Annotated in this window: 11 protein-coding genes; 2 read left to right on the forward strand and 9 right to left on the reverse strand. The window is 75.0% G+C overall.

Translation table 11 applies throughout. The features are described 5' to 3' along the window. Positions 1-221: 221 nt before the first annotated feature. The 5 genes from OTB16_RS36385 to OTB16_RS36405 are packed head-to-tail and all read right to left on the reverse strand — an operon-like array spanning position 222 to position 8,005. On the reverse strand, positions 222-1,382 hold the full coding sequence (locus OTB16_RS36385) for an acyl-CoA dehydrogenase family protein (RefSeq protein WP_267726832.1): 1,161 nt from the start codon (positions 1,380-1,382) through the stop codon (positions 222-224). Continuing rightward, entirely contained in the window at positions 1,379-3,364 is a 1,986-nt protein-coding gene (locus OTB16_RS36390) for an acetyl/propionyl/methylcrotonyl-CoA carboxylase subunit alpha (protein ID WP_324290931.1), read from the reverse strand. Before OTB16_RS36390 ends, OTB16_RS36385 begins: the two co-directional genes overlap by 4 nt. 8 nt (positions 3,365-3,372) lie before the next feature. Next, positions 3,373-4,971 (reverse strand): acyl-CoA carboxylase subunit beta, encoded by a 1,599-nt coding sequence (locus OTB16_RS36395; protein ID WP_267726834.1) that lies wholly within the window; start codon positions 4,969-4,971, stop codon positions 3,373-3,375. Then, positions 4,968-7,163: an acyclic terpene utilization AtuA family protein gene (locus OTB16_RS36400; RefSeq protein ID WP_267726835.1), complete on the reverse strand. Its 2,196-nt coding sequence runs from the start codon at positions 7,161-7,163 to the stop codon at positions 4,968-4,970. Before OTB16_RS36400 ends, OTB16_RS36395 begins: the two co-directional genes overlap by 4 nt. After that, positions 7,160-8,005, reverse strand: a complete 846-nt coding sequence (locus OTB16_RS36405; protein ID WP_267726837.1) for a TIGR03084 family metal-binding protein — start codon at positions 8,003-8,005, stop codon at positions 7,160-7,162. The genes OTB16_RS36400 and OTB16_RS36405 overlap by 4 nt, the downstream gene beginning before the upstream one ends. 346 nt (positions 8,006-8,351) lie before the next feature. Here OTB16_RS36405 and OTB16_RS36410 point away from each other — a divergent pair, with 346 nt between their 5' ends. After that, a complete protein-coding gene (locus tag OTB16_RS36410) occupies positions 8,352-10,010 on the forward strand; it encodes a CocE/NonD family hydrolase (RefSeq protein ID WP_267726839.1) in 1,659 nt (552 codons plus the stop codon). Positions 10,011-10,174: 164 nt separating this feature from the next. Here OTB16_RS36410 and OTB16_RS36415 read toward each other — a convergent pair whose 3' ends face one another. Then, positions 10,175-10,636, reverse strand: coding sequence for a hypothetical protein (locus OTB16_RS36415; RefSeq protein WP_267726841.1), 462 nt, complete (start codon positions 10,634-10,636; stop codon positions 10,175-10,177). 81 nt (positions 10,637-10,717) lie between these two features. On the opposite strand from OTB16_RS36415, the gene OTB16_RS36420 reads away from it, so the two are divergent. Continuing rightward, entirely contained in the window at positions 10,718-11,758 is a 1,041-nt protein-coding gene (locus OTB16_RS36420; RefSeq protein WP_267726843.1) for a helix-turn-helix transcriptional regulator, read from the forward strand. 35 nt (positions 11,759-11,793) lie between these two features. On the opposite strand, the gene OTB16_RS36425 is transcribed toward OTB16_RS36420, so the two are convergent. The 3 genes from OTB16_RS36425 to OTB16_RS36435 form a co-directional block, all read right to left on the reverse strand. Next, positions 11,794-12,159: a DUF1801 domain-containing protein gene (locus OTB16_RS36425; RefSeq protein ID WP_267726845.1), complete on the reverse strand. Its 366-nt coding sequence runs from the start codon at positions 12,157-12,159 to the stop codon at positions 11,794-11,796. Continuing rightward, the gene (locus tag OTB16_RS36430) at positions 12,156-13,154 is read right to left on the reverse strand and encodes an EamA family transporter (RefSeq protein ID WP_267726847.1); all 999 of its coding nucleotides are present in this window, start codon (positions 13,152-13,154) and stop codon (positions 12,156-12,158) included. Before OTB16_RS36430 ends, OTB16_RS36425 begins: the two co-directional genes overlap by 4 nt. A 74-nt stretch (positions 13,155-13,228) precedes the next feature. Then, positions 13,229-16,138 (reverse strand): FAD-binding and (Fe-S)-binding domain-containing protein, encoded by a 2,910-nt coding sequence (locus OTB16_RS36435; protein ID WP_267726887.1) that lies wholly within the window; start codon positions 16,136-16,138, stop codon positions 13,229-13,231. Between the last annotated feature and the right edge of the window lie 50 nt (positions 16,139-16,188).

Below are 16,188 nucleotides of genomic sequence, written 5' to 3' on the forward strand. Positions count from 1 at the left end.
GGTATGCGGGGCGCCGGGTGCCTGGCGGCGGCTGGGGGTGCGGGGTGGGCGGTGCCGGGTGCCTGGCGGCAGCTCGGGGGGGGCGGTGCCGGGGTGGGCTCGTTCCCGTCCCCATGCGGCACGTGGGGGCTCAGGGGCGGGCATCTCCAGCCTCGCCGGCGATTGAGGCGCGGGGTCCGGGGCGGGGCCCCGGGTTAGTGAGGCTCGCCGCCCGGGCGGGGTCAGTAGGACTTGGGGAGGCCCAGGGTCTGGTGGGAGACGAAGTTGAGGATCATCTCCCGGCTGACGGGGGCGATCCGGGCCACGCGGGAGGCGGTGATGAGCGAGGCGAGGCCGTACTCGCGGGTGAGGCCGTTGCCGCCGAGGGTGTGGACGGACTGGTCCACGGCCCGGACGCAGGCTTCGGCGGCCGCGTACTTGGCCATGTTCGCGGCCTCGCCCGCGCCCATGTCGTCTCCGGCGTCGTACAGCGCGGCGGCCTTCTGCATCATCAGCCGGGCCAGTTCCAGTTCGATGTGGGACGCCGCGAGGGGGTGGGCGACGGCCTGGTGGGCGCCGATCGGCTCCTTCCAGACCTGGCGGGTCTTCGCGTAGTCGACGGCCTTGGCGAGGGCGTAGCGGCCCATGCCGATCGCGAACGCGGCGGTCATGACGCGCTCGGGATTGAGGCCGGCGAAGAGCTGGAGGAGACCGGCGTCCTCGTCGCCGACAAGGGCGTCGGCGGGCAGACGGACGTCGTCCAGGGTGAGTTCCCACTGCTTCTCGGCGGCTTGGAGCTCCATCTCGATGAGGGAGCGGGAGAAGCCGGGGGTGTCCCGGGGGACGATGAACAGGCAGGGCTTGAGGCGGCCGCTGCGCGCGTCCTCGGTACGGCCGACGATGAGGGTGGCGTCGGCGATGTCCACGCCAGAGATGAAGACCTTGCGGCCGGTGAGGACCCACGTGTCGCCGTCGCGGCGGGCCGTGGTGGTGATGCGGTGGGAGTTGGAGCCGGCGTCCGGTTCGGTGATGCCGAAGGCCATGGTGCGGGTGCCGTCGGCGAGGCCGGGGAGCCAGGCGCGCTTCTGGGCCTCCGTGCCGAACCGGGAGATGACCGTGCCGCAGATGGCGGGCGAGACCACCATCATCAGGAGCGGACAGCCGGCGGCGCCGAGTTCCTCCAGGACGATGGAGAGTTCGGCGATGCCGCCGCCTCCGCCGCCGTACTCCTCGGGGAGGTTGACCCCGAGGTAGCCGAGTTTGGCGGCGTCCGCCCACAGCTCGTCCGGGTGGCCGCCCTCGCGGGCGACGCGGGCGAGGTATTCGCGGCCGTACTTGCGGCCGAGGGCGGCGACCGCGGTGCGCAGGTCCCGGTGTTCCTGGGTCTCTATGACGGAGCTCATGCTTGCGGTTCCTCCTGGACTACGGCGAGCAGGGCGCCGAACTCGACCTGTTGGCCGGTGGCGGCGTGGAGCGCGGTGAGCGTGCCGGAGGCGGGCGCGAGGATGCGGTGTTCCATCTTCATCGCCTCCAGCCAGAGCAGGGGCTGCCCGGCGGTGACGGGGCTGCCGGGGGCCAGGCCCTCGGCGACGCGGACGACGGTGCCGGGCATGGGGGCGAGCAGGGAGCCCGGTTCGGTGCGGTCCTGGGGGTCCGCGAACCGGGGGACGGGGGTGAGGGTGTGGGAGCCGAGGGCGGAGTCGACGTGGACCTCGGACGTGTTCGAATTCTGTTTCACGTGGAACAGGCGTCGGATCCCCTCGACTTCGAGGGTGACGAGGTCCCGCTCGGCGGCCAGGACCCGGACGCCGGGGTGGTTCACCGGCTGGTACTGGACCTCGTGCTCGGTGCCGGACGCGGTGTAGCGGCGGGTCTGGGGCTGGGAGCGGACGTTGCGCCAGCCGCCGAGGCGGCGGGCGAGCGGGGCGTCCGGGGCCGGTGCGGCCTCCGCGAGGGCCGCGGCCAGGGCGGCCAGGGAGACGTCCGGGGCCTCCTCGGTGAGGGCGGAGAGGTGGCGCTCGTAGAAGCCGGTGTCGAGCTGCCCCGCGGTGAACTCCGGGTGGCGCAGGGAGCGTACGAGGAGCTCGCGGTTGGTGGTCAGCCCGTGGATCCGGGCGGCGGCGAGCGCGTGGGCGAGGGTGCGGACTGCCTCGGCACGGGTGGGGGCGTGGGCGACGACCTTGGCGAGCATCGGGTCGTAGTGGACGGAGACGGTGTCGCCGTCGGTGAAGCCGGTGTCCACGCGGACGGCTCCGGGGACGGCGAGGGTGTGCAGGACGCCGGTCTGCGGCCGCCAGTCCCGGGCCGGGTCCTCGGCGTACAGGCGGGCCTCGACCGCGTGGCCGTCGGGCTCGGGCGGGGTCAGGGGCAGGGCGGCGCCTTCGGCGATCCGCAGCTGGAGGGCGACGAGGTCGAGGCCGAACACGGCCTCGGTGACGGGGTGCTCGACCTGGAGGCGGGTGTTCATCTCCAGGAAGTACGGCCGCCCGTCGGCGGTGACGAGGAACTCGACGGTTCCCGCGCCCTCGTAGGAGACGGCCCGGGCGGCGGCGACGGCCGCCTCGTGGAGGGTGGCGCGCAGCGGCTCGGGCAGGCCGGGCGCGGGCGCCTCCTCGATGACCTTCTGGTGGCGGCGCTGGAGGGAGCAGTCGCGGGTGCCGAGCGCCCAGACGGTGCCGTGCGCGTCGGCGAGGACCTGCACCTCGACGTGGCGGCCCCGCTCGACGTACGGCTCGGCGAAGACCTCCGCGTCGCCGAAGGCGGAGGCGGCTTCGGCGCGGGCGCCCGCGAGGGATTCCGGCAGCTCCTCCAAGGCGCGGACCACGCGCATGCCGCGGCCTCCGCCGCCGGCCGCGGCCTTGAGCAGGAGGGGCAGGTCCGCTGGGGTGGCGGCGTCCGGGTCGACGGGGTCCAGGAGCGGGACTCCGGCGGCGCGCATCAGCTCCTTGGCCCGGGTCTTGGAGGCCATCGCCTCGATGGCGGCGGGGGGCGGCCCGACCCAGGTCAGTCCGGCGGCCCGCACCTCGCGGGCGAAGCCGGCGTTCTCGGAGAGGAAGCCGTAGCCGGGGTGGACGGCGTCCGCCCCGGCGGCCAGGGCCGCCTTGATGACGAGGTCGCCGCGCAGGTAGGTGTCCGCGGGGGCCGCGCCGGGCAGGCGGACGGCCGCGTCGGCCTCGCGGACGTGCAGGGCGTCTTCGTCGGGGTCGGAGTGGACGGCGACGGTGGCGAGGCCGAGAGCGCGCGCGGTGCGGAAGACGCGTACGGCGATCTCGCCCCGGTTGGCGACGAGGAGGGAGGTGAGGGGCTTGCGGGGGTTGAGGGGGTTGAGGGGGTTGAGGGGTGTGCCGGAGTCGAGGGGCTTGTCGCTCATGGGCTTGTCGGTCATGGGGGCGCTCACATCCGGAAGATGCCGAAGCCGCCGCGGGCGCCCTCGACGGGGGCGTTGTGGACGGCCGACAGGCACAGGCCGAGGATGGTGCGGGTGTCGCGCGGGTCGATGACCCCGTCGTCGTACAGCCGCCCGGACAGGAACATCGGCAGGGACTCCGCCTCGATCTGCGCCTCCACGAAGGCGCGCATCCCGGCGTCGGCCTCCTCGTCGTACGGCTGTCCCTTGGCGGCGGCGGACTGCCGGGACACGATGGACAGCACCCCGGCGAGCTGCTGGGGGCCCATGACAGCGGACTTGGCGCTGGGCCAGGCGAAGAGGAAGCGGGGCTCGTAGGCGCGGCCGCACATGCCGTAGTGGCCGGCGCCGTAGCTCGCGCCGATCAGGACGGAGAGGTGCGGGACGCGGGAGTTGGAGACCGCGTTGATCATCATCGAGCCGTGCTTGACGATGCCGCCCTGCTCGTACTCCTTGCCGACCATGTAGCCGGTGGTGTTGTGGAGGAAGAGGAGGGGGATGTCGCGCTGGTTCGCCAGCTGGATGAACTGGGCCGCCTTCTGGGACTCCGCGCTGAACAGCACGCCCTGGGCATTGGCGAGGATGCCGACCGGATAGCCGTGGAGGGTGGCCCAGCCGGTGACCAGGCTGGTCCCGTAGAGGGGCTTGAACTCGTCGAAGTCCGAGGCGTCGACGATGCGGGCGATGACCTCGCGGGGGTCGAAGGGGGTCTTGAGGTCGGGCGGGACGATGCCGAGGAGTTCTTCGGGGTCGTGGAGCGGATCCTGGGCCGTGGGCGGGTCCGCGTACGGCTTGCGGTGGTTGAGGCGGGCGACGATGCGGCGGGCCTGGCGGATGGCGTCGTGCTCGTCGAGGGCGTAGTGGTCGGCGAGTCCGGAGGTGCGGGCGTGCATGTCGGCTCCGCCGAGGGACTCGTCGTCGCTCTCCTCGCCGGTGGCCATCTTGACCAGCGGCGGACCGCCGAGGAACACCTTCGAGCGGTCCTTGATCATGACGGTGTGGTCGGACATGCCGGGGATGTACGCGCCTCCGGCGGTGGAGTTGCCGAAGACGACGGCGATGGTGGGGATGCCGTCGGCGGAGAGCCGGGTGATGTCGCGGAAGATCGCCCCGCCCGGGATGAAGATCTCCTTCTGGGAGGGCAGATCGGCGCCGCCGGACTCCACGAGACTGATGCAGGGCAGCCGGTTCTGCCGGGCGATCTCGTTGGCCCGCAGGGCCTTCTTCAGGGTCCAGGGGTTGCTGGCGCCGCCGCGGACGGTGGGGTCGTTGGCCGTGACCAGGCACTCGACGCCCTCGACGGTGCCGATGCCGGTGACCATCGAGGCGCCGACCGGGTAGTCGCTGCCCCAGGCTGCCAGCGGGGACAGCTCCAGGAACGGGGTGTCCGGGTCGAGGAGCAGCTCGACGCGCTCGCGGGCCAGGAGCTTGCCGCGGGTCTTGTGACGGGCCGTGTACTTCTCGCCGCCGCCCTGGAGGGCCTTGGCGTGCTCGGCGTCGAGTGCGGCGAGGCGTTCGAGGGCGGCGGTACGGGCCTGGGCGTGCTCGGGGGTGTGCGGGTCGACGGTGGTGCCGAGGCGGGTCATGTTCCGACCTCCGGGTCGGGGGCGGGGCCCTGGGCGGGCGGCGGGGGCGTGGGCGTGGTCCCGGCCGGGGGTGCGGTTCCGGTCGGGGGCTCGGTTCCGGCCGGGGGCTCGGTCCCGGCCGGGGGCTCGGTCCCGGCCGGGGGTGCGGTTCCGCCCGGCGGCTCGGTCCCGCCCGGGAGGTCGGTTCCGGCCGGGGGTTCGGTTCCGGCCGGGGGCTCGGTTCCGGCCGGGAGGCCGGTCGGCGCCGGGGGCTCGGTGGGTGCCGGGAGGAGGTGGGTCGGGATGTCGAGGTGGCGGGCGCGGAGCCATTCGCCGAGGGCTTTGGCCTGCGGGTCGAAGCGGTGGCCGGAGGCCACGCCGTCTCCGAGGATGCCGGTGACGGTGAAGTTCAGGGCGCGCAGGTGCGGCAGTTCGTGCCGGGTGACGGGGAGGTCCCGGGTCTCGGGGAGCAGCGCCCGGAAGGCGTCCACCGTCAGGGTGCCGCGCAGCCAGTCCCAGGCGGGGGCCGACTCGACCCATACGCCGACGTTGGCGTCGCCGCCCTTGTCGCCGCTGCGGGCCCCGGCCAGTGCCCCCAGGGGGGCGCGGGTGGTGGGCCGGCCATGGCCTTGGCCGCCCTGGCCTTGGTCCGGGTCCCGTTGCGGGGGCTGGTGTGGCCCTGCGGGGCTTTCCCCCACCCCGCCCCTTCCCGAAACCGGGGCTCCGCCCCGGACCCCTTCGGGGGCTCCGCCCCCCGGCCCCCGCGCCTCAAACGCCGGCGGGGCTGGAAGTGCGGCGCTCACCGCCGACGCTGGTCTGGGGGTGGCAAGCAGCGCCGGTACGGCCGCCGCTGCGGTGAAGTCCGCCGCCGGGGCTGGAAGTGCGGCCGGGGGCGGTGGAGGGGGGGTGAGCGGTGTTGGTGTGGATGGGGGCGGAGGGGGGATCGGGAGGCGGGTGCCGTTGGGGAGGATCGCGGTGTGGGGGACCGTGTCGGCCGGGACGTGGGCCGAGGTGAAGACCCCGTACGGCTGGGCCGGGCCCGGCGGGGCCGTCACGTGGAAGCCCGGGTAGCTGGCGAGGGCCAGTTCGATCGCCGCCGAGGTCAGGGCGCGGCCGACCCGGTCCGGGGACGGGTCGCGGACCACCAGCCTCAGCAGGGCGCTGGCGGTCTCCTCCGTCGGGGCGTCCTCGTGGTCCGTCCGGGACAGGGTCCACCGCGCCGATGCCACCCCGGCCAGGGATGCGGCGAGCTGGGAGCGGACCAGGGCCGCCTTCTCCCCGATGTCGAGGCCGGTCAGGACGAACACCACCTCGTTGCGCCAGCCGCCGATGCGGGTCACGCCCACCTTGAGGGTGGTGGGCGGCGGCTCGCCGAGGACACCCGAGACGCGGACCCGGTCGGGGCCGTCCCCGGTCAGCCGGACCGTGTCGAGCCGCGCGGTGACGTCGGGGCCCAGGTAGCGGACGCCCTGGGTTTCGTAGAGGAGCTGGGCCGTGACCGTGCCGGTGGTGACGGCGCCGCCCGTGCCCGGGTGCTTGGTGATGACCGAGGAGCCGTCCTCGGCGACCTCCGCCAGCGGGAAGCCGGGGTGGCGGACGTCGTGGCGCGCGAAGAAGGAGTAGTTCCCGCCGGTGGCCTGGGTGCCGCACTCCAGCACGTGGCCCGCGACCACCGCCCCCGCCAGCCGGTCGTACGCGTCCGGCGCCCAGTCGAACCACCAGGCCGCCGAGCCGCTGACCAGGGCCGCGTCCGTGACCCGGCCGGTGACGACCACGTCGGCCCCGGCCCGCAGGCAGGCCGTGATCCCGGCGCCGCCGAGGTAGGCGTTCGCCGTCAGCGCGCCCTCCTGGTACGGCATCAGGTCGTCGCCCTCGACGTGCGCGACCGAGACGGGTACGCCCGCCTTCGCCGCGAGTTCCCGTACGGCGTCGGCCAGCCCGGCCGGGTTGAGGCCGCCCGCGTTCGCGACGATCCGCACCCCCCGCTCCCGCGCGAGCCCGAGGCACTCCTCCAGCTGGCGCAGGAACGTCTTGGCGTAGCCGAGGTCCGGGTTCTTCAGGCGGTCGCGGCCGAGGATCAGCATCGTCAGCTCGGCGAGGTAGTCCCCGGTCAGCACGTCCAGCGGGCCGCCGGTCAGCATCTCGCGCACGGCGCCGGCCCGGTCTCCGTAGAAGCCCGAGGCGTTGCCGATCCGCAGCGGCCGGCGCGTCACCCGGCGGCCCGCGGTGCGCGGCCGGGGCCCGCCGGGCCCGCGAAGGCCTGCGCGATGTCCAGCCAGCGGTCAGCGTCGGGACCGGTGGCCGTCAGGGCCAGGTCGGCGCGGTGGGCGCGCTGGGTGACGAGCAGGCAGAAGTCGAGCGCCGGGCCGGTGATCCGCTGCGGGGCGTCGGCCGGGCCGTACGTCCACAGGCCTTCCGCGCCCGGAGCACCCGGAGCGCCCGCCCCACCCGGGGCACCCCCGGCGCCCGGCGCCGTCAGCTCCACCCGGAACTCCCCGGCGGGCGCGGGCAGTCCGCGTACCGCGTAGGCGTAGTCGCGGGCCCGTACGCCGATCCGGGCCACGTGCCGCAGCCGGCCCGTCGGGGTCCGGCGGACCCCGAGGGCGTCGGCCACGTCCTGGCCGTGTGCCCAGGTCTCCATCAGCCGGGCGCTCGCCATCGAGGCGGCCTTCATCGGCGGCCCGTACCAGGGGAAGCGGGTGTCGGGCGAGGCCGCGGCCAGTGCCGCGCCGAGGGCGGTGCGCCCGGCCCGCCAGCGGGCGAGCAGTTCGGCGGGCGGCAGTCCCGCGCCCTCCTCCGCGCCGTCGTCGACGAAGGAGTCGGGAGCCTTCAGAGCCGCCTCGACCATCCCGGCGAAGCCGTCGGCGTCGGTGAGGGAGAGCAGGGCCGCCCGGTCGGTCCAGTGCAGGTGGGCGATCTGGTGGGCGACGCTCCAGCCGGGCGCGGGGGTGGGACGGGACCAGTCGGCTGTGGGCAACTGGCCTACCAGAGAGTCCAGTTCGCGGCTCTCCTCGGAGAGATCGGTGAAGACGGCGACGGCGGACGGATCGGGCACGGTGCGCTCCCCTCTCGGCGTGAGGGGAAGACTGGCAGCCTCCGTTAAAACAATCAAGCACGCTTGCATGATTTTATGGAGAGGCGGCACGAGGCGGCACGTTCCCAGCCACGGACCCCAACCCGGGGGCCAAGAAGCGGACTTGGCGTGTCGCACGGCGCGTGCAGGTCCCGGGCGGCGGCGTCCGACGGGGACGCGGGGGCAATTCAGGCCGTAAGCGGGAAACTCGCGATACGTCACCGGATGTCCCGTCGATACTGGACGTTCCGCTCCGGGCCCGGGCGAGCACACCACGTTCATGTCACTCGACGAACTCGACGAAACTCGACGAAGAGGATGAACCGACGTGACTCCAGCCGCCTCCTCCCGCCCCGACTCCTCCGCCTCCTCCGACGCTCCCGCCCCGTCCTCCCTCTATCCCGAACTCGACGCGACCGCCCTCGGCGCCTTCGTCACCGCCCTGGAGAGCGGCGACCTCACCGGCCTGGCCCCCGCCCGCGCGGCCGAGATCGCCGAGGCCCGCTCCGTGGCCGTCTTCACCCGCGGCAAGGTGACCGGCGCCGACGGGGACCGGCTCGACGCCGCGCTCTGGCGCCACACCGGGGCCGGACCCCGGCCCGTGATCGTGATGCCGTCGCCCTGGACCGACCTGGGCTGGCTCACGTACGCCGTCCAGGCCACCCTCTTCGCGGCCCGCGGCTACGACGTCCTCGCCTACACCACCCGCGGCTTCGCCGCCTCCGAGGGCCAGGTCGACGTGGCGGGCCCGCTCGACGTCGCCGACGGCAGCCGGGCCCTGGACCACCTCATCGAGCGGGCCTCCGGACCGGTGACGAAGATCGGCTTCCTCGGGGACTCGTACGGCTCCGGCATCAGCCAGCTCGTCGCCGCGCACGACACCCGCGTCGACGCCGTGGTCGCGCTCAGCAGCTGGGGCGACCTCGGGGAGGCGTTCTACGAGAACTCCACCCGGCACGTCGCGGCCGTACGGGCCCTGCTCGGCGCGGCGGCGAAGGCGCGGCTGAGCCCGCAGACGCAGAGCGTCTTCGACAACGTCCTCGGCGACCGCGACATCCTGGGCACCCTCCAATGGGCGGAGATCCGCTCGCCGTTCAGCCACATCAAGGAACTCAACCGCCGCCAGGTGCCCGTCTACTTCGCGCACGCCTGGCACGAGACCCTCTTCCCGGCCAACCAGACGCTGAAGATGTTCAACGAGCTGACCGGCCCCAAGCGCCTCGCCCTCTCCATCGGGGACCACTCCGGCCCCGAGATGACGGGCATGCTCGGCCTGCCCAACCGGATCTGGACGGACGCCCACCGCTGGTTCGACCACCACCTCCGCGGCATCGACAACGGCATCGCCGACGAGGGCCAGGTGCTCAGCGAGGTCATGTGGAACAAGACCCTCGAACCGCGCCCCACCTGGCACTCCCTCACCGAGCGGGTTCACCGGCTGCACCTGGCGGGCGGCGGGGAACTCACCGAGGAGCCGGAGGCCGGCTGGACGGCGGGCGTCCTGTGCGGGGTCGACACCCCGGCCACCGTCGCCGACGCGGTCGTCACCGCCGGGTACGCCGAGATCGCCGGCTGCCCGAAGGTCTACCCGACGGCCGACATCGACCGCACCGTCGCCGCGGTGTGGGCATCGGCCCCGGCCGAGGAGACCACCCGGCTGCGCGGCACGCCGAGGCTGCGCGTCACCTACCGGGCGGCGAATCCGAGTTCCACCTTCGTCGCGTACCTGCTCGACCTGGCGCCCGACGGCACGGCCCACATCGTCACGCACGCCCCGTACACCGACCTGGACTCGGCTCCCGACAGCCTGATCAGCGCGGACATCGACCTCCAGGCGACGGCGTACGACGTCCCGCCCGGGCACCGGCTGATGCTGGTGATCGACGCCCGCGACCCCTTCTACGGGGACGCCAACCTGCCGCGCGCGACGCTGTCCTTCACCTCCCCGGAGACGACGCCGTCGTACGTGGACCTGCCGCTCGGCTGAGTGCCCCCGGCCCTTGAGCCGCTGGGTCCCTGACCCGTCAAGTCCTCGAGCCCCTAGCCCCTAGCCCCGAGCCCGCCCGCCCCGCCGGACCCCCGTGCCGGCGGAGCGGGCGGGCCGCTACGGGGCCCTCTTCGGGCCCCTGTCCGATCCCCTCTCCGGGCCCTCTACGGGCGGCGCGTGAAGTCCATCGTCCAGTTGTCCAGCCAGGTCGCGCCCCCGTCGAGGGAGAAGGCCTGCTCCCAGCGCGGCGCGGCCCCCGAAGTGCCCGAGGTGCCCGACCACACGTACCGCACGCGGACGTCCTTCCCGTCGTGCGTGTCCTCCCCCTCGAAGACCCCGCGGTCGCCGTCGAACCGGCCGACGACGGGCGGGAAGAGGGTACCGGTGCGCCCGCTCGCCCAGTACAGCGACCACTCCTCCCGCTCGCGGTCGAAGAGCCGCAGCGTCAGACCGCCGGCGCCCTTCGTCGGAAAGTCGATCTCGTCGAAGCTCGCGCCGCCGCCGAAGTGCCGGGAGATGCGCGACACCGCCGGGAACTCCTCCCACGGGCTGTCCGCGTCGAGGAAGTCGACGCGCCGGCGGTTGGCGACGTCCCAGCTGCCGACGAGGAAGTCGAAGTCGTCCATGCGGTGTGCTCCCTTGGATCCGTTGCGATACGGGGGAACCGTAGGAGCGCTCCCCTGACATCCTGTGTCAGTGGAGCGCCGATGAAGTCCAGCCGACTGCTGTCGATCCTGCTGCTGCTCCAGACGCGCGGCCGGATGACCGCCGCCGAGCTGGCGCGGGAGCTCGAGGTGTCCGTACGCACCGTCTACCGCGACGCGGAGGCCCTGAGCGCGGCGGGCGTACCGCTGTACGGGGACGCCGGCCACAGCGGCGGCTACCAGCTGCTCGCCGGCTACCGCACCCGGCTGACCGGCCTCCACGCGGGCGAGGCGGAGGCGCTGTTCCTGACCGGGATGCCGGGCCCGGCGGCGCAGCTGGGCCTCGGCCGGGCCCTGTCGGCGGCCCAGCTGAAACTGCGGGCGGCCCTGCCGCCGGAGCTGCGCGCCCAGGCGGACCGGATGCGGCTGCGGTTCCACCTGGACGCGCCCGGGTGGTACGCGGAGCACGAGGAGACCCCGTACCTGGCCCAGGTCGCCGACGCGGTGTGGCGGGGCCGGGTGATCGACGTCCGCTACCGGCGGTGGCGGGCCCCGCAGGAGGTGCAACGGCGGCTGGCCCCGTACGGGCTGGTCCTCAAGGCCGGCCGCTGGTACCTGGTGGCGGCGCCGGCCGGGACGCCGGGCCCGGAGGGGACGCGGGAGCCGGACGGGACGCACGACCCGGAAGGGGCGCGGGAGGCCGAGGGAGCGCGGGAGGCGCGGACGTACCGGGTGGACCAGATCCTGCGGGTCACCGAGACGGCCGGGGAGTCGGAGCTGCCGGAGGGCTTCGACCTGGCCGCGCACTGGCAGCGCGCCCAGGCCGACTTCCACGCGCGGCTCCACCCGGAGGAGGCCGTCGTACGCCTCTCCGCGCGCGGGGCAGCCCGGCTGACGGGGGTCCAGGCCCGGGCGCTGGCGGCCACGGGCGAGCCCGACCCGGAGCTCCCCGGGTGGACGCGCGCGACCCTGCCGATCGAGTCCGAGGCGCGGGCCGAGGGCCAGTTCCTGTCGCTGGGCGCGGACGCGGAGGTCCTCTTCCCGACGGCCCTGCGGGACCGCGTCAGGTCCACGGTGGCGGCGATGGCGGCCCGGTACGCGTAAGGGCGGCGCGCGGGGAGGCAGGCCTGTCGCCGCTGTCAGCAGACCGGTCCCGGCGGCGCCTCGGCCGTGGCCCGCAGGAGGTCCCGTACGAGGTCGAAGTCGACCTTGGCGGGGTTGCGGAAGCGCAGGCAGGCCTTGCCCATGTCGTGGCCGGCCAGCCGGTCCGCGAAGGCGTCGCGGACGTCCGTGCGCAGCAGGTAGAAGGAGATGTACTGCTTCTGGTTCGCCCAGGCGATCTCCCCCTCCTCCGCGCCCGGCCGGACGTACACCGGCATCCCGTACGCGATCTGCTCCTCGAAGCCCGTCAGCTCCGCCGCGCACAGCTCGCGCAGCCGGGTCAGGGCCGCCCGGCGGGCCTCCGGGACCCCGGCGAGGTAGGCGTCGACGCGGGGGTCCTTCACGGGGTCCGCCCCGGGGTCCGCTTGCGGGTCTGGGAGCGGACCGCGCCCATGCTGGCCGCGATCACGAGGGCGATGGCCAGGGCGTCCACGGCGGACAGGGCCTGGTGCAGCACGAGGAAGCCGGCGGTGGCGGCGATGGCCGGTTCCAGGCTCATCAGGATCGCGAAGGTGGAGGCCGGGAGCCGCCGCAGGGCGAGCAGTTCCAGGGTGTACGGCAGGACGGAGGACAGCACGGCCACCCCGATGCCAAGCGCGAGGGTGCTCGGGACCAGCAGCGCGGACCCGGCCTCGAAGACGCCCAGCGGGAGCGACAGCAGCGCGGCCACGGCCATCGCCAGCGCCAGACCGTCGGCCTGCGGGAAGCGGCGGCCGGTGCGCGCGCTGAAGACGATGTACGCCGCCCACATCACGCCCGCCCCGAGCGCGAAGGCGGCGCCCGCCGGGTCGAGGGAACCGAAGCCGGAGCCCCCGCCGCCGTGGCCGGACAGCAGGACCACGCCGCCGAGGGCGAGGCCCGCCCACAGCAGGTTCACCAGGCGCCGGGAGACGATCACCGAGAGGGCGAGCGGGCCGAGGACCTCCAGGGTGACGGCCGGACCGAGCGGGATGCGGTCCACGGCCTGGTAGAAGAGGCCGTTCATGCCGGCCATGGTGACGCCGAAGGCGAGCACCGTGCCCCAGTCGGCGCGGGAGTAGCCGCGCACCCTGGGCCGGCACAGGAGCAGCAGCACGACGGCGGCGGCCGCGAGGCGCAGGGTGACCACGCCCGCCGCACCCGCCCTCGGCATGATCATGACCGCGAGGGCGGCGCCGAACTGCACCGAGACCCCCGCCGCGACCACCAGCGCGACCGGGCCGAACCTGGCCGCCGCGGAGTCCTGAGGGGCTGCGGCGGCGGCCTGCGCGGCTGCGGCGGAGCCCTGCGGGGCTGCGGCGAGGGGGGCGGCTGCTGCGGGGGCCGCGGCGGGGGCGGCCGGTTCGGAGGGGGCGGTCATGTCTCCAGCGTAAGGGTTTCGGTAAGGAGTGTCCCGGCAGGTTTTTCCTTACCGCACGGCGCTGGAGTCCCGCTTCAGAGCGCCTCGTCCAGGAGTTCCGCCAGGTGGCGGGCCCGGACCCCGCCCAGCTGTGCGATCTGGGTGCGGCAGGAGAAGCCGTCCGCCTGGATCAGAGCCGCTTCCGGAGCCCCGCGCAGGGACGGCAGCAGCTGCTCCTCGGCGCAGGCGACCGACACGTCGTGGTGGCCGGGCTCGAAGCCGAAGTTCCCCGCCAGGCCGCAGCAGCCGCCGCTGAGCTCGCCGGTGAGACCGGCCCGCTCGCGCAGCCGGCGGTCGGCGGCGTCGCCGAGCACGGCGTGCTGGTGGCAGTGGGTCTGGCCGGCCACCGGCCGGTCGATCCGGGGCGGCCGCCAGTCCGGGGCGTACTCCTCCAGGGTCTCGGCGAACGTGCGGACCGCCGCGGCGAGGCGGTGCGCGCGGGGGTCGTCGGGGAGGAGGGCGGGGAGGTCGGTGCGCAGGGCCGCGGCGCAGCTGGGTTCCAGGACGAGGACGAGGACGGGGTGGTCGGTGGCGCCGGTCCTGCCGGAGGCGTTGGTTCCGTTGGTGGTGTCGGTTCCGTTCGAGGCGTCGAGGGCGTCCAGGGTGCGGCGCAGGACCGTGCGGGCGCGGTCGAGGCGGCCGGTGGAGACGTACGTCAGGCCGCAGCAGACCGGGCCCCGGGGGACGGTGACCGCGAACCCGGCCGCCTCCAGGACGCGGACGGCCGCGCGGCCGGTCTCGGGGGCGAGGTGCTCCGTGAAGGTGTCGGGCCACAGGGTGACGGGCGTTCCGGGGCCGGTGCCGGTGCCGGTGGCTCGGGTGGCGGGGCCGGTGCCGGTGGCTCGGGTGGCGGGGCCGGTGGCTCGGGTGGCGGGGCCCGTGGCCGGGGTACCGGTGCCCTGCGGGCGGCCTTCGGGCTCCGCCCGGACCCGCGCCTCAAACGCCGGCGAGGCTGGATTCCCGGACCCGGCGCCACCGCTCGAGGCCGGATTCCCGGGCCCGGTGGCCCGCGGGGCGGGCGGGGGCGGCGTCGGGCGGGTTTGCCACCAGTGGGTGAAGGGGGTGCGGGTGAGCGGGGGGAGGGGGCGGGTGCGGGTGAGGCCCGGGAGGGGGAGGCGGCGGGCGGCCGCGTTGACGACGGCCGCGAGCCGCAGCCGGGCGATCAGGCGGAGCCAGACCGGGAGGCCGCCCAGGGTGTAGTGGGCGAGCGGGCGGATCCGGCCCGCCCAGTGCCGGTGCAGGAACTCCGCCTTGTACGCGGCCATGTCCACGCCCACCGGGCAGTCGCTCAGGCACCCCTTGCAGCCGAGGCACAGGTCCAGCGCCCCGGCGACCTCCGCCGAGCGCCAGCCGTCGGTGACGATCTCCCCGGCCAGCATCTCGTGCAGCAGCCGGGCCCGGCCGCGCGTGGAGTGCCGCTCCTCCCCCGTGGCCCGGTACGACGGGCACATGACCGCCGTACCGCCGGTCTCCGTCGAGCGGCACTTCGCGACGCCCACGCACCGGGCGACCTCCGTCGCGAAGGGGGTGTCCGGCAGCACCGCGAAGCGGAGGTTCTCGTCCAGCCGGGCCGGCCGGACCAGCATCCCGGGGTTCATGCCGCCCGCCGGGTCCCACACGTCCTTGTACGCGCCGAAGAGGGCGATGGCGTCCGGCCCGTACATCCTCGGCAGCAGCTCCGCCCGCGCCTGGCCGTCCCCGTGTTCCCCCGACAGCGAGCCGCCGTGGGCGACGACCAGATCGGCCAGCTCCTCGGAGAAGGCCCGGTAGCGGGCCACGCCCTCCCGGGTCACCAGGTCGAAGTCGATCCGTACGTGGACGCAGCCCTCGCCGAAGTGCCCGTACGGGGATCCGCGCAGCCCGTGCGCGGCCAGCAGGGCGCGGAACTCCCGCAGGTACGCGCCCAGCCGGGCCGGCGGCACCGCGCAGTCCTCCCAGCCCGGCCAGGCCATCGCGCCCCCGGGCAGCCGTGTCGCGGTGCCCGCCGCGTCCTCGCGGATCCGCCACAGCGCCCGCTGCCCGGCCGGGTCCGTCACCAGCCGCGCGTCCACGGCGTCGACGCCGCGCAGCAGGGCCCGCGCCGCGCCCTCGTCCGGCAGCTCCGCGAACAGCCAGGCGCCGCCCCGGGGGAGGTCGGCAGCGGCGGCCCCGACGAGGTCGTGCGCCATGCCCTCCAGGGTCAGCGGCCGGTACGGGAGCAGGCCCGCGGCGGCCTCGGCGGCCGCGGTCTCGTCGGCGTACCCGAGTACGGCCAGAACGGGCGCGGCCGGGAGTTCCACCAGGCGCACCACCGCCTCCGTCACCACCCCCAGGGTGCCCTCGCTGCCGCAGAAGGCGCGGGCGAGCCCGGTGCCGCGCTCGGGGAGGAGGGCGTCGAGGCCGCCGTAGCCGGAGATCCGCCGCGAGAAGTCCCCGAAGGGGCCGTACAGCCCGGTGCGGAGCACGGCGAGGTTCCCCGCGACGAGTTCCCGCAGTCCGGCGGGGGCGCCGGCCCAGCCGGTGCCGAGGCGGTGGGAGGCGCCGCCGTACGCCGTCACGGCCAGCTCGGCGACGTTGTCGGCGGTGGTCCCCCAGGCCACGGAGTGGGCCCCGCACGCGTTGTTGCCGATCATGCCGCCGAGGGTGCAGCGGGAGCGGGTGGAGGGGTCCGGCCCGAAGGTCAGTCCGTACGGGCGCACCGCGTCCCGCAGCCGGTCGAGGACCAGGCCGGGCTGGACGACGGCGGTGCGGGCGGCCGGGTCCACCGACACCAGGGAGTTCATGTGGCGGGTCAGGTCGAGCACGACGCCCGTGCCGGTGGCCTGGCCGGCGATGGAGGTGGCGCCGCCGCGCGGGACGACGGGGACCCCGGCGTCGGCGCACACGCGCAGGGCTGCGGCCACGTCGTCGGCGTCGTACGGGGCGACCACGCCGACCGGGACGCGGCGGTAGTTCGAGGCGTCCATGGTCGCCAGGGCCCGCGCGGCGGCGCCGAAGTCCACCTCCCCGCGGAGGT

It is taken from the genome of Streptomyces antarcticus (genome assembly GCF_026627255.1).
Classification (GTDB): domain Bacteria; phylum Actinomycetota; class Actinomycetes; order Streptomycetales; family Streptomycetaceae; genus Streptomyces; species Streptomyces antarcticus.

Bases quoted from the DNA above. Each gene is read 5' to 3' on its own strand.
- OTB16_RS36415 (WP_267726841.1), bottom strand. From the start codon at position 10,636: ATGGACGACTTCGACTTCCTCGTCGGCAGCTGGGACGTCGCCAACCGC.
- OTB16_RS36390 (WP_324290931.1), bottom strand. From the start codon at position 3,364: ATGACCGACAAGCCCATGAGCGACAAGCCCCTCGACTCCGGCACACCC.
- OTB16_RS36395 (WP_267726834.1), bottom strand. From the start codon at position 4,971: ATGACCCGCCTCGGCACCACCGTCGACCCGCACACCCCCGAGCACGCC.
- OTB16_RS36430 (WP_267726847.1), bottom strand. From the start codon at position 13,154: ATGACCGCCCCCTCCGAACCGGCCGCCCCCGCCGCGGCCCCCGCAGCA.
- OTB16_RS36420 (WP_267726843.1), top strand. From the start codon at position 10,718: ATGAAGTCCAGCCGACTGCTGTCGATCCTGCTGCTGCTCCAGACGCGC.
- OTB16_RS36435 (WP_267726887.1), bottom strand. From the start codon at position 16,138: ATGGACGCCTCGAACTACCGCCGCGTCCCGGTCGGCGTGGTCGCCCCG.
- OTB16_RS36385 (WP_267726832.1), bottom strand. From the start codon at position 1,382: ATGAGCTCCGTCATAGAGACCCAGGAACACCGGGACCTGCGCACCGCG.